The sequence below is a fragment of the Mycobacterium sp. 1245499.0 genome (assembly GCF_001673615.1).
In the GTDB taxonomy this organism is placed as follows: Bacteria; Actinomycetota; Actinomycetes; order Mycobacteriales; family Mycobacteriaceae; genus Mycobacterium; species Mycobacterium europaeum_A.
Genome location: NZ_LZMG01000319.1, coordinates 19,595 through 32,245, shown reverse-complemented (window position 1 = coordinate 32,245; position 12,651 = coordinate 19,595). Strand labels below are relative to the sequence as shown.

At 59.7% G+C, this 12,651-nt stretch carries 10 protein-coding genes and 2 pseudogenes; 6 read left to right on the top strand and 6 right to left on the bottom strand.

Annotated elements, in window-relative coordinates; all coding sequences use genetic code 11:
• Positions 1-195: pseudogene (locus tag A5646_RS30060) on the top strand (glycosyltransferase); the annotation flags it as partial.
• A gap of 27 nt (positions 196-222) precedes the next feature.
• Here the strand turns inward: A5646_RS30060 and A5646_RS30055 are convergent.
• The 5 genes and pseudogenes from A5646_RS30055 to A5646_RS19430 form a co-directional block, all read right to left on the bottom strand.
• Positions 223-369, bottom strand: a pseudogene (locus A5646_RS30055) (glycosyltransferase); the annotation flags it as partial.
• Positions 370-494: 125 nt separating this feature from the next.
• Complete coding sequence (locus A5646_RS19445) at positions 495-1,217, bottom strand: FkbM family methyltransferase (protein WP_067023568.1); 723 nt, start codon at positions 1,215-1,217, stop codon at positions 495-497.
• 180 nt (positions 1,218-1,397) lie between these two features.
• Complete coding sequence (locus A5646_RS19440; protein WP_067023566.1) at positions 1,398-2,360, bottom strand: GDP-L-fucose synthase; 963 nt, start codon at positions 2,358-2,360, stop codon at positions 1,398-1,400.
• 7 nt (positions 2,361-2,367) lie between these two features.
• Positions 2,368-3,390 carry a GDP-mannose 4,6-dehydratase gene (gmd, locus tag A5646_RS19435; RefSeq protein ID WP_067023564.1) on the bottom strand — a complete coding sequence of 341 codons (1,023 nt, stop codon included), beginning with the start codon at positions 3,388-3,390 and terminating at the stop codon, positions 2,368-2,370.
• A 304-nt stretch (positions 3,391-3,694) separates the two neighbouring features.
• Positions 3,695-4,558 carry a glycosyltransferase family 2 protein gene (locus A5646_RS19430; RefSeq protein ID WP_067023561.1) on the bottom strand — a complete coding sequence of 288 codons (864 nt, stop codon included), beginning with the start codon at positions 4,556-4,558 and terminating at the stop codon, positions 3,695-3,697.
• Between the two features lie 289 nt (positions 4,559-4,847).
• On the opposite strand from A5646_RS19430, the gene A5646_RS19425 reads away from it, so the two are divergent.
• A complete protein-coding gene (locus A5646_RS19425; protein WP_231998387.1) occupies positions 4,848-6,221 on the top strand; it encodes a UDP-glucose/GDP-mannose dehydrogenase family protein in 1,374 nt (457 codons plus the stop codon).
• 278 nt (positions 6,222-6,499) lie between these two features.
• Complete coding sequence (locus tag A5646_RS19420; protein WP_231998386.1) at positions 6,500-7,456, top strand: methyltransferase type 11; 957 nt, start codon at positions 6,500-6,502, stop codon at positions 7,454-7,456.
• A 140-nt stretch (positions 7,457-7,596) separates the two neighbouring features.
• Here A5646_RS19420 and A5646_RS29100 read toward each other — a convergent pair whose 3' ends face one another.
• A complete protein-coding gene (locus A5646_RS29100; protein WP_156765651.1) occupies positions 7,597-8,253 on the bottom strand; it encodes a hypothetical protein in 657 nt (218 codons plus the stop codon).
• Between the two features lie 293 nt (positions 8,254-8,546).
• On the opposite strand from A5646_RS29100, the gene A5646_RS19410 reads away from it, so the two are divergent.
• From A5646_RS19410 to A5646_RS19400, 3 genes are all read left to right on the top strand, one after another.
• On the top strand, positions 8,547-9,821 hold the full coding sequence (locus A5646_RS19410; RefSeq protein WP_067023541.1) for a glycosyltransferase: 1,275 nt from the start codon (positions 8,547-8,549) through the stop codon (positions 9,819-9,821).
• A gap of 197 nt (positions 9,822-10,018) precedes the next feature.
• Positions 10,019-11,260, top strand: a complete 1,242-nt coding sequence (locus tag A5646_RS19405) for a class I SAM-dependent methyltransferase (protein ID WP_082984782.1) — start codon at positions 10,019-10,021, stop codon at positions 11,258-11,260.
• 270 nt (positions 11,261-11,530) lie between these two features.
• Positions 11,531-12,643 (top strand): NAD(P)-dependent oxidoreductase, encoded by a 1,113-nt coding sequence (locus A5646_RS19400; RefSeq protein WP_067023534.1) that lies wholly within the window; start codon positions 11,531-11,533, stop codon positions 12,641-12,643.
• The last annotated feature ends 8 nt before the right edge of the window (positions 12,644-12,651 follow it).

Genomic DNA, 12,651 nt, shown 5'->3' with positions numbered 1-12,651 from the left:
ATCGTCGACGGCCGGTCGACGGACGAAACCCTCGACGTCGCGCGCAGCTTCGGCTCCGACCTCGGTGCCCGGCTCGTCATTCACAGTGGTCCCGATGACGGCCCCTACGACGCCATGAACCGCGGTGTCCAGATGGCCACGGGGGAATGGCTTCTGTTCCTCGGCGCCGACGACACTCTTTACGAGCCGGGCACCGAGGTCGGAGCCGAAGCTGCGCGCGACGTCGAGGGTTTCGTCCGTCGACCGGCCGTCGACGATAACCAGTTCTAAGTCGTCGTAGGTCTGGTGGACGATGCTTTCCAGGCAGGCTCGGATTGTCGCCGCTGCGTTGAAGGTGGGCACGATGATCGAGAACAGAGGCGCGGTCATGGCCCCTGTCACGTTAGCAGCGGACCGCCTGGTGTTCGCCTTCTTCCGAACAATCTCCGCCCACGAAATCCGCCCGCTGAGTCAAGCCGGTCGTTTCGTCACGGCGTGAGGGTTGTGCGGCGCGGTCAATTGTCGCCACGGAAGAAAATGCCGTCCGCTTGCAGCATCCGCCCGTTGCGCGGATCGGTGAATCCGGGCAGCAAGCCCGTGAGTATGAAGCCCAACGCGTACACACGTTCGAGCGATTCATGAATGAGCATGTCCCCCTGATACAAGGGCAGGAAAGACAGCTCGAGCTGCATGCCGACGCAGCGGTCGTTCACCGTTTCTTTTGCGCCTGCGAGCACCTCTTTCTCGAAACCCTGGACGTCGATTTTGAGGAACACCACGTCGGTGGGTTTCAAAAATTCGGGAGCCAGGGAGTCCAGCCTATGTATGGGCACTTCTTCTGTACCGATGTAATTTGCCGGCGGGAAAGCATCCTGATGACTCTTGAGCATGGGCAAGACAGAACTGCTTGCGCCGGCGTTCCCTGCGACGTTGATCGTAATTGTTTGTTCGGCGTCACCCAACGCGCATTGTCTACAGTCCCACAATGGATCGTCGGCGGCTTTGCGCTGCAATTGTGCAAAAGGCTCGGGTAATGGCTCGAATGAGACAATGCGGCCCTTATATCCCGCGCGCCGCAATGACGTACCAAACTGCCCTGAGTTGGCGCCGACGTCGATAACAACATTCACCTTTAGCGCTTCGAGTTGACTGATTAGCAGGCGTTTGCGATCGAAGTGACGCAAAGTCTCCATACTGACGTTGCGGGCGATCAGGCGAACATTGCGAAAGAATTCCACCGCGCCACATTAGCACGCGAATATGCGCCGACGAGCCGATTGGCCCATCCAATCTGCCCGCGACGCCGGATGTTCGGCGTTCACTCAGCCGTCGAACGGCGCACCACACATCGGCGACGGGATGCGCCGGCCGCACGCAGACGGACCGACCGATTCGTCAAGGCGCGGGATGTCACACACTTACTGCCTCACCGCTTCTGCGTTCGCGCGGTACCAGGATACCGTCGCCGCAATGCCGCTCTGCAGCGTAATGCTGGGCAGCCATCCCATCTCCCGCAAGAGTGACACGTCGAGCAGCTTTCGCGGCGTACCGTCCGGTTTCGTTTCGTCCCAGCTAGTTTCGCCTGTATAACCCACCGCCGCGGCGACCATGTCGGCTATCTCGCTGATGGAGTGGTCGATGCCGGTACCCACGTTGACGTGGCTGGCACCATCAAAGTGTTCCAAAAGGTACAGACACGCGCTCGCCAAATCGTCAACGTGCAGCAGTTCACGCCGCGGGGTACCTGTCCCCCAGTTCGTCACCTCAGGCTCGCCACTGGCTTTAGTCTCTTCATATCTGCGGATGAGCGCCGGCAGCAGATGGGAGCCCGAGGGAGAGAAGTTGTCGCCCGGCCCATAAAGGTTCGTCGGCATCGCCGAAATCCACGCCAGACCGTATTGGCGTCTAACCGCCTGAACCTGAAGAATGCCGGCAATCTTGGCGATTGCGTACGCGTCATTTGTGGGCTCCAAAGGGCCAGTCAATAAGGCATTTTCGGGAATCGGTTGTGGCGCGTATTTCGGATAGATGCAGGATGACCCGAGAAATAGCAGCCGGGGCACCCGAGCGGCGACGGCGGCATCGAGCACATTGACCTGGATTTGGAGGTTCTCGGAAAGAAAATCGGCCGGATAGGTGTTATTGGCCATAATGCCGCCGACCCGGGCCGCTGCATCGACGATGACTTGCGGCCTCGATTCCAAAACGAAGTCGAAGGTTGCGGAGCGATCCGTAAGGTCGAGTTCGGAGTGTGACCGGGTAATAAGGTTCGTGAATCCCTCGGCTTGAAACCTTCGCATTAGGGCGGATCCGACCAGTCCTCGGTGCCCCGCGATATATACTGGAGTTGCGCGATCAAGCATTCCGAGCGGTGTGTTCATCGCACCGTCAGCTCCACCCGGGCAGGGTTGGCTTGTCGATCCAAGGCCTGCCGTCGCACTCCAACGCAGCGATATCGGCATCCACCATGATCCGTGCCAGTTCGCCGGTGTGCACCGCGGCCTTCCATCCCAGTGACTGAGCGGCCTTCGTCGCGTCGCCTATCAGCGAATCCACCTCAGTGGGCCGAAGATAGCGGTCGTCGAACTTGACGTACTTCTGCCAGTCGAGTCCGGCATGATCAAATGCGGTCTGCGCGAACTCACGCACGGTATAGCCGCGTCCCGTCGCCAGAACGAAGTCTTCGGGCTCAGGCGCCTGCAGCATCCGCCACATCCCTTCTACGTATTCGGGCGCGTAGCCCCAGTCGCGCACCGCGTCGAGATTGCCGAGGTAGAGGTCCGACTGGACACCGGCCTTTATCCGCGCCACGGCTCTTGTGATCTTTCGAGTCACGAAAGTCTCACCACGCCTTGGTGATTCGTGATTGAACAGGATGCCGTTCACCGCGAATAAGCCATACGCCTCCCGATAGTTCCGCGTCGCCCAATAGGAGTAAACCTTCGCCGCGCCGTAGGGAGATCGCGGATAGAACGGCGTCTCCTCGTTCTGCGGTGGTGGCGACGCGCCAAACATCTCCGATGAAGACGCCTGGTAAAAACGGCAATTCACGCGCGAAAGCCGGACGGCTTCAAGCAGTCGAATCGATCCCATACCCGTGGTGTCGCCGGTGTGCACCGGCTCGTCGAAGCTAACCCGCACATGTGACTGCGCCGCAAGGTTATACACCTCATCAGGGTCAATCGTGCTGAGCAGGGTGACCAGGCGGGTGCCGTCCGTCAGGTCGCCGTAGTGCAGGAAAAGCCGTGCGTCCGGTTGGTGTGGATCTACGTAAAGGTGATCGATCCGCGAGGTGTTGAACGTCGAGGCTCGACGGATGAGCCCGTGGACCTCGTACCCTTTGCTCAGCAGAAGTTCGGTGAGATAAGACCCGTCCTGTCCGGTGATTCCGGTTATGACTGCTCGCTTCACCGGATTCCGGCTCTCGTCGGTGCATGCTGGTCACCACAGGTCCGCCATTCCATCATCGTCGCGGTCTCGCTCCTCATGGTGCTGCTAGGACCGGGCGGTCGCGAGACTATCCGGAGCATGGATTGCCGCGAGAGCGCCTCTCTGCCGGCTTTTAACGTACAGGACACATGCCGCGTGCAAAGCGATCTCGCGGAGTTCACGGTGCATTCCCTTAGATGTTGACTGCAACGCTGCCCGCGCCGCCACTGGACGGTGGACCGCGCTTCGATCCAGTTACGTCAGCGAACGTAAGGGCTTCGTCGTCTCAAGCGATGCGGGTCTCGTTTTGCGCTGACGAAGCTCGCATCGGCTTCCCCTTGGCTACCTTCGCTTTCAACGCCTTCAACGTGTTGAAAGCGGCAAGATCGGCTCTAATCGCGTATTCCTTCACGCGTAGGTAAGCCCAGGAGGTCTGCCGTCCCCCCAGCGGGTAGTAACCGTGCATGTCCCATAGCCGCCGGAGAGTGCGGTAATGCTCGCGGATGGGTTGAGTCGACCCGGGTCCAGTGACGTCGAAGTCGCAGACCACACGGTTGATCGTGAGTGGTGCTTGCATCAACGCGGCTCGGTAGATAAACAACTGATCCGCCTCAAGGCCGAACTCTAGGTCGTAACCGCCCAATTTCGCGACCAGCGAAGCACCGAAGAAGGTCGCTTGGTGCGCAACTGTCGCCCCGAGAAGAAATTTCCGCATCTTGAAGGGCATGTAGCCGTACGGCCGAGGAAACAGAACACTGCCGTCAGGCCCCACAAGGTTGTTCTTCCCATAGCCCCAAACGTCGCGTATCGCACCATGGTCCGCGATCGCGCCCACCACAGCATCGACCGCGTCTGGGTCTGAGAAGCAATCCGTGGAGTGCATGAACCACAACAAATCACCTGTCGCGCGAGCAATGCCCTGGTTCATTGCGTCGTATCTTCCTTTGTCCGGCTTGGACTGCCAGTATGCGAAGCCGGTCTCATGTTCGGTCAGATAATCGACGACGGCCTCCCCCGACCCGCCGTCAATGATGATGTGCTCGATGCGCCCCCCGTAGCGCTGGGCTCGCACACTCTTCACCGTGCGTTTCAATCCGTCGAGGTCGTTGAAAGTAATGGTTATCACCGAAACGGTCGGAGCAGATGTCACCGGGTATCTTCCTTCGGCAAGTTGATCGCGCTGGTTTTGGTTCTACGCCATGCGCGCACAGGGAGCATGGTCACCCAAGCTACAGCGAGATTGGTTCATGAGGAGGCGATTGCCGAGCGTCGCCACGGTGGTGCGCTTACTGCCTGTACAGGCCAAGCTTTCGCGACTCAGACGGACGGTCGCGCGAGCGTCGAACCACTGCGACGTCTGAGCTACGCAAGACGCGCGGTCGCTCCTTGGATGTTGTGAGGGGTCCGCAACACCAGAACGCGGAAAAGCAAATCGGCGCATGAACCGCATCCGTTGCGGCAGTATGGGCGGCGATCAGTCGGGCGTTGAAGGGATCACCTTGAAGATATCGGTAATCGGATCGGGTTACGTCGGCCTCGTCACAGGCGCCTGCCTCGCAGACAGCGGAAACGAAGTCGTCTGTGTCGATATCGATCAGGCCAAGATAGACCAGTTGCTCGCGGGAGAAGTCCCGATTTATGAGCCCCGTCTGGCTGAGCTAATCGCAGACAGCCGCGAGAACGGGCTCATCGACTTCACGACCGACATGGGGCGCGGGATCGAGCACGGAAACGTAATCTTCATTGCCGTCCCAACACCCATGGGCGAGGGGGGCGCCGCCGACCTCACCCATGTCTACTCCGCGGCCGCAGACATCGGGTCGTATATGGACCGTTATAAGGTCGTCGTCAACAAGTCGACAGTGCCGGTGGGCACTGCCGACGAAGTTCGAGCGATCATCAGCAAAAACGCCAAGCACGAGTTCGACGTCGTGTCCAATCCGGAATTTCTGAAGCAGGGCAAGGCAATTGCCGACTTCATGCAACCGGACCGGGTAGTGATCGGAGGTGACTCGGAGCGCGCCCTCGATATCATGCGCGAGCTCTATGAGCCCTTCCTCCGCACCTTCCACCCCCTAATCATCATCGACGTCCGGAGCGCTGAGATGGCGAAATACGCCGCTAACTCGTTCCTCGCGACCAAGATTTCGTTTATCAACGAGATCTCCAATCTTTGCGAGAAGGCTGGTGCCGATATCGCCGCCGTACGCGAGGCCATTGGGGCGGACAAGCGCATCGGTTATGACTTCCTATTCCCCGGGATAGGTTACGGCGGGTCGTGTTTGCCGAAAGACGTTCAGGCCCTCCTGCATACGGGCGACGGTCTAGGGTCCGACATGCGCCTGCTGCGCGCGGTCGAGGAAGTCAATGGCGAGCAGAAGACGGCCCTTGTGTCAAAGGTAGTCTCCCGTTTCGCGGGCGACCCACCGAAAACCCTTGAAGGCTTGCGCGTCGCGCTCTGGGGCCTCAGCTTCAAGCCTCGGACCGACGACGTGCGCGAGGCGCCCTCCCTGGTCATCGCGAAAAAACTGGTCGCGTTGGGGGCGCAGCTGCGCGCCTTTGATCCCGAAGGAACCGAAAAGGCGAAAAAAGCCCTCGGAGAGTCCATTGAATACGCCGGAAACATGTACGAGGCAGTCGAGGGAGCCGACGCGCTGCTCCTCCTCACGGAGTGGAAACAGTTCCAACGGCCATCGTGGGAGCGCGTCAAGTCGGCCATGCGACACCACGTGTTGTTCGATGGACGAAATATCTACGATCCTGAACGCTTGCGGGCCGAGGGCTTTGAATACTACGGCATGGGCCGGCACTAGTGATCGCACGCGGCCATGCCACGGCCCACCCCGTACCGTGGATACGTGGATGCTCAGAATAACCACATTTCGTAAATTAGCATATTGCTGTTGCAGCTGCGACCGTATTTTCACGGATTCGGGTGCGAATATTGGGCTGATTGCTGAGGCGCCACGGGAAAGTTAGGTGACTAATCTACGAAGTTTCTTTGGTGTCAGAAAACATTTCATGGTAAGACTTTGGAGTTGATTATTTTCATACCGCCCACTCCCCTCGGGGACACCGCAAGGATGGGACTGTGATAGCGACACCCCCCGTAATCTTCATGATTTTCAACCGACCGGACACTACCAGACAAGTGTTTGAAGCTATACGAACAGCGAAGCCGACAAATCTGTTGGTGATTGCCGACGGCCCCCGCCTAAATAAGCCTGGCGAAGCTGAGAAGTGCGCAGCGGCGCGCGCGATCATCGATGAAGTCGACTGGGACTGTGACGTTCAGAAGAATTTTTCAGCGGCGAACATGGGCACCTGTCCTCGCATCTCCTCCGGTCTAACTTGGGCGTTCGAATTGGTCGATAAAGCAATTATTCTGGAAGATGACTGTGTCGCCTCCCCATCATTCTTTGCCTACTGCGCTGAACTTCTCGATCGCTACGAGAATGACGAGCGCGTGATGATGATCTCCGGGAATAATCACTTATTTGGGCATAGTCAAATTCCTGACAGTTATTATTTCTCACGATACCCACACATCTGGGGCTGGGCCACGTGGAGGCGAGCTTGGGCACATTATGACGTTGAAATGACGCGGTGGCCGGAGATCAGAGATAGAAAGTTGTTCGACCAGTATTTTTCGACGCTGACTGAGCGTTACCATTGGGAAGGCATCTTTGAATACATTGTGTATCGGGGAAGAGTCGATACCTGGGCCTGGCGATGGTTTTACAGTATATGGGCGAATTCAGGCCTTTGCGCCACCCCTGCGCACAACCTGGTGCGGAATGTCGGTTTTCACGCCGACGCGACACATACGCACGCGAAGTGGGACAGGATCTATGCGTCGTTGACCGCAGACGAACTTGACATGCCGATGACTCATCCTCCGGCAGTCTTGGCAAGCTCGGACGTGGATGCGCTCGAGGCAAAGCTTCGGGCCACCTACCATTCAAAAGGGTTGCTCTGGGTGACGAACAAGCTGCTTGAGTTAAGGGTGCTAGTCGCGCGGGCGATGAGGGCCAGCAAAATTCGCTAGGCGGTCACCATCATAAAACGATTCTTCGTCGGATACCCGGGAGCAGCCGGTCTGGACGAATTCGGCCATCACAGCGCAGTTAAAAGAAAAATCGCTAGCTCTTTTGTTGAACCGGCGGCCGAAGGCCCGCCACAGCGAAACTAGCGGTCGTTCTCAGGAATTTCGACGACGATCGAGTCTAGGCCAGAGCGAATCACCGCGGTCGAAAACGCGGCTCGCGCGGCCGCCGTGATCGCGTCGAGCTGTGGAAAGCCGGAAAGCCCTGACCCGAAAAGTCGCAAATCGTCGATCACGATGGTTGTTCCTGCCGGAGTCACATCGGCGAGCCGCGAAAGCGTGGACTCCGCCGGCTCCATCTCCACACCTTCGGCTGTGCCTTCCCCAGAGAAGTGTCCGTCGAGGAACACCAGCGGTGGGGATGAACAGTTCGCAACGATCTTCGGGATTTCAATGAGCGAGTCGCCGTGGACAAGAGTGACTTTGGATTCGTTCGCGAACCGTCTCTCTGCCGCCGCGTAGAGGCCATCGTGCAGCTCGACCGAGATTACTTGGTCCACATGCGGCACGAAGAAGGCAGTCGTTTCGCCCTTATACGTGCCGGCTTCGACAAAGATGCGATGGTTACGAGACCGCAAGGTATGAAGTAAGTGCCGCTGCTTCGAGATCGCAGGCGGCGACACAAGGTGGTCACCGTTGAACCAGCCGTATGCGGCGGCTAGGCGCGAGGGCTCTAACGAGTTTCGATTACGGACTGAGTTCAGCGCGATGCCGACCAGGCCGCGGGTGATCCTCGACATAACGCAGAAGACTAACGCGTCGTGCCTGGTAGTTCCAGCAGGATGGCTCAGTTCACTTCCGAGTCCGACGAGCCAGCTGGGTTCGGGCCCCGCGGACGGCAGAAGTAGTGTCGTGTGCGACTACAGCCCTCGAGCGTCCGCACCACACCCACACTGAAAGTCCAAACTTGTCCCCCGAACGAAACGTCATGACCAACCGCCCCAATCCAAAACGGCCATCATTGGCCCGGAAACGAGGGACAATCGTTGAACTCGGTACGTCGTAGGCCAGAAGGAACACGCCCAGGATCGTGATGAAATTCGCCTTAGCGAGCTACGGCACCCGCGGCGACATCGAGCCTTCCGCCGCGGTCGGGCGCGAACTGTTGCGCAGAGGGCACGAAGTTCGCCTGGCCGTTCCACCCGAACAAGTGGGCTTCGTTGAGTCGGTTGGGCTCGCGGCGGTGCCGTACGGGCCGCAAGTGAACGACTTCCTGAACGAGGAATTTCTGCGCAACATGTGGCGGGAGTTTTTCCGGAGTATTTGGACACTTCACGGAACGCTCAAAGTGGTGCGGAAAGTCTGGGAACCGATCATCCGGTACTGGGGCGACGTGGGCACAACGCTGACGTCACTGGCCGACGGGGCGGACCTGCTATCCACCGGCCTGAATTTCGAGCAGGCCGCCGCCAATGTCGCCGAGTATTACGGCATTCCGTTGGCCACCCTGCATCATTTTCCGATGCGTGCCAACGGCCAGCTCGTTCCGAAGGCGCCCGCACCGGCGGTCCGCACGACCATGACGGCGATCGAGTGGCTGTTTTGGCGATCGACGAAACAAGTTGAGAACGCGCAGCGCACTGAGCTAGGCCTGCCGAAAGCAACTCACCGCTCTTCGCGGCGCATTGCTGAGCGCGGTTCACTCGAAATTCAGGCCTACGACGAGGTCTGCTTCCCCGGCCTGGCGGCCGAGTGGGCGAAGTGGAACGGCCGCCGCCCGTTTGTCGGTGCGCTGGCAATGGAATTGACGACCGATGCCGACGAGGATGTCGCGTCGTGGATCGCCGCGGGCACACCGCCAATTTGCTTTGGTTCCGGCAGCATACCGGTGGAGTCTCCTGCCGCGACGGTCGAGATGATTGCCTCAGCATGTGCCCAAATAGGCGAGCGGGCTCTGATCTGCTTCGGCGGCAACGATTTTCGCCATGTGCCACATTTCGACCATGTCAAAGTGGTCGGCGTCGTGAACTACGCAACGGTCTTTCCCGCCTGCCGCGCAGTAGTTCACCACGGCGGGTCGGGCACGACGGCGGCCAGCTTGCGCGCCGGGATCCCCACGCTGATCCTCTGGAGCTCCGCCGATCAGCCGTATTGGGGAAACCAAGTGAAGCGAATGAAAGTGGGTGGCTCCCGGGCTTTCTCGGCCACGACCCAGCAATCGCTAGTTGAGGACCTCCGCGAAATACTCGACCCCGAATGTGCGGTTCGCGCTCGTGCACTCGCGGCCCGTATGACAAAACCCGCCGATAGCGTCCGCCAAACCGCCGACCTTCTCGAAGACGCCGCCCGCCAAAAAGATCGCCGCTAAATGCGGCTGACCGACGTTGATGCCGGCGAAGAAGATAGAAGGCACTGGGGCTCAGCCGACCCCGGCGGGGCCTGAGTTGCGGAAACCCTTACCAGCTCTGAGCAAGTCGTGCAAATAAAGTCTTGGCCCCATACTAAAACCAATGGTACGGTCTAGGACCAATGGTACGGTCTACGACCTGATCCCCGCCACTAGGTATGCGAATGGGGGCCATGTTGAGTGAGCCTAGTTGTCGACTGTGCGGCGGCATGGTTCGTAAAGTTCTTGATCTTGGCCGCCAGCCAGTCTCGAACGCTTTCGTCAAACCTGAGGAAACCGAGCGGGTCCCGTTCTACCAACTCGAGGTCGGGCTGTGTACGTCTTGCACCATGGTGCAGCAGCTCAATGCGGTTCCACCCAACGAGATGTATCGCGCGGATTACCCTTACCGGGCGTCCGGATCCTCCATGATCCGGATGCACGGCGAAGACGTCGCTCGTCACATCCTCGAGACATGTCCGGGCGGCCGGGACCGATTCGTGGTCGAAGTCGGGAGCAACGACGGCGTAATGCTGAAAACGGTGAGTAACGCTGGCATGCGCCACCTAGGCGTGGATCCGGCCGCCGCGGCGGGCGAGGTTGCCCGCAGGCAGGGAATAAACGTGCGAACCGACTTTTTCAACGAGTCAACGGCTGCGAAGATTCGCGATGAGCATGGGCCGGCGCACATAATCTACTCTGCAAACACGATCAGTCATATCTCGTACCTCGACTCGATCTTCCGTGGAGTCGACTTGCTGCTCGCCTCGAATGGACTTTTCGTGATCGAGGATCGCTACCTTGGCGACATCTTGAAGTGCGTCTACTTCGACCAGATTTACGACGAGCACATCTATTTGTTCTCCGTTGGTTCTGTGCGGGCGTTGGCGGCTCGCTTCGGTCTCGAGCTGGTCGACGCGCAGCACCTTGATCTGCACGGGGGCACCATCCGCTACACCATCGCCCGGGCGGGCCTGCGGGATCCGAGTCCCAACGTGACCGACTTGCTGGCGCACGAGAAGGCCGCGGGAATCGCCGAGGAAGCAACCTTCGCCCGATTTTCCGCGCGCATCGACGAGATTCGAAGGGACCTTGTCTCACTCCTGAGCGATCTACGTTCCGACGGGATGCGTGTGGTCGGGTACGGAGCCACGTCGAGAAGCGCCACCGTGATGAACTACTGCAATATCGGCCCCGATCTTATTCCTATAGTGTGCGACTCCACCCCGGAGAAACAGGGCTGTCTGACACCGGGTTCGAAGGTTCCGGTGTGCTCCCCCGATGCCTTTGCCGACCCCTACCCTGACTACGCACTACTCTTTGCGTGGAACCATGCCGAGGAAATAATGGCGAAAGAGCGATTATTCCGCGAGAAGGGCGGTCGCTGGATCCTGTATGCGCCGCAGGTCCATCTCGTCTGAAGCCGGTCAAGCGCGAAACGATTTGAAAGACGTCTGCGGGCCGGTCCCTTGAGCCTTGGATAGCGAGGTAACGGACGTCGTCCGCGAGGGCGTGCTTGGGCGACCCAACGCGTCGGCCTGATCGCAGGCCCACAGCACACCGTCGCCTTTATCTGGAACTTGACTGACACCAGCGAATTCACCGATATGATCGACCACCGGGCCGGGCACCGCGTCGGTCGTCTATGTCAGCTGCACTCGAACGGGAGGCATTGTCCCTTGTCAACGTCCGTGCTCATTAGTGGTGGAGCAGGGTTCATCGGGTGCAAACTCTCCCGCCGTCTCGTCGAAGCCGGATACGACGTCGCTGTCATGGACGTTCTACTTCCGCAGGTGCACGGTGCAGGCCGGCGGGTCGACCTGCCGCCATCGGTGCGGTTCTTCACGGGGGACGTCACCCACGCGCCCGATTGGGACGCCGTGCTTCGGCTGTTCACTCCCGCCCAAGTCGTGCACCTCGCGGCCGAGACAGGGACAGCGCAGTCGCTTTCTGCGGCGACGCGCCATGGCTCGGTGAACGTGGTCGGCACTACTCAACTCTTGGACGCACTGACGCGCGCACACATAGTGCCCGAACAGCTCGTCCTGGCGTCGTCGAGGGCTGTATACGGAGAAGGTGCTTGGCGTTACGGCACACAAGTTTTCTATCCGAAGCCGCGCAGTCACGCGCAGCTGCTCGCCGGCGAGTGGGATCCGCGCGGGCCGAACGGCGAACCAGCAATGCCTCTTCCGAGCCGCGCGGGACGGACCGAGGCGCGACCGACCAACATCTACGGTGCGACCAAGCTGGCCCAGGAACATTTGCTGGCCGCCTGGGCAGCCGCACATGACACCAACCTCAGCGTGCTGCGCCTGCAGAACGCTTACGGGCCAGGCCAGTCGCTGACGAATCCCTACACCGGCGTCGTCCCGTTCTTTGCGCGCGTGTCACGCGAGCAGCGACCATCCGAGGTGTACGAGGACGGGCGGATCCTGCGTGATCTCGTCTATATCGACGATGTGATCGAAGCGGTGTTCGCTGCGGTGGACCAGCCTGCTGATGGGTCACGGTGCCTTGACATCGGGTCGGGCAACGCTACCAGCATCCACGAGCTGGCCACCAAGATCGCCGCTTCGTTCAACGCACCAGAACCCGTCGTGGTAGCTAAGTTTCGAGATGGCGACGTCAGGGCCGCCAGCTGCGACATCGAGGCGGCTCAGAAAGAGATTGGCTGGCGGCCCCGGTGGGCACTGGACGACGGTCTGGCCGCACTGCTCGAATGGATCGGTCAGCAAACCGAATCCCGTTCGGAGGCAACCGATTACGCGGGCGCCCGGCCCACGGAACACGTTGCACCTCGCTAACAGTGTCC

What these genes read in the sequence shown, in the direction of transcription:
- A5646_RS19440 (WP_067023566.1), bottom strand. Translation starts at nt 2,360, where the DNA reads ATGAACACACCGCTCGGAATGCTTGATCGCGCAACTCCAGTATATATC.
- A5646_RS19425 (WP_231998387.1), top strand. Translation starts at nt 4,848, where the DNA reads ATGAACCGCATCCGTTGCGGCAGTATGGGCGGCGATCAGTCGGGCGTT.
- A5646_RS29100 (WP_156765651.1), bottom strand. Translation starts at nt 8,253, where the DNA reads ATGTCGAGGATCACCCGCGGCCTGGTCGGCATCGCGCTGAACTCAGTC.
- A5646_RS19410 (WP_067023541.1), top strand. Translation starts at nt 8,547, where the DNA reads ATGAAATTCGCCTTAGCGAGCTACGGCACCCGCGGCGACATCGAGCCT.
- A5646_RS19405 (WP_082984782.1), top strand. Translation starts at nt 10,019, where the DNA reads ATGCGAATGGGGGCCATGTTGAGTGAGCCTAGTTGTCGACTGTGCGGC.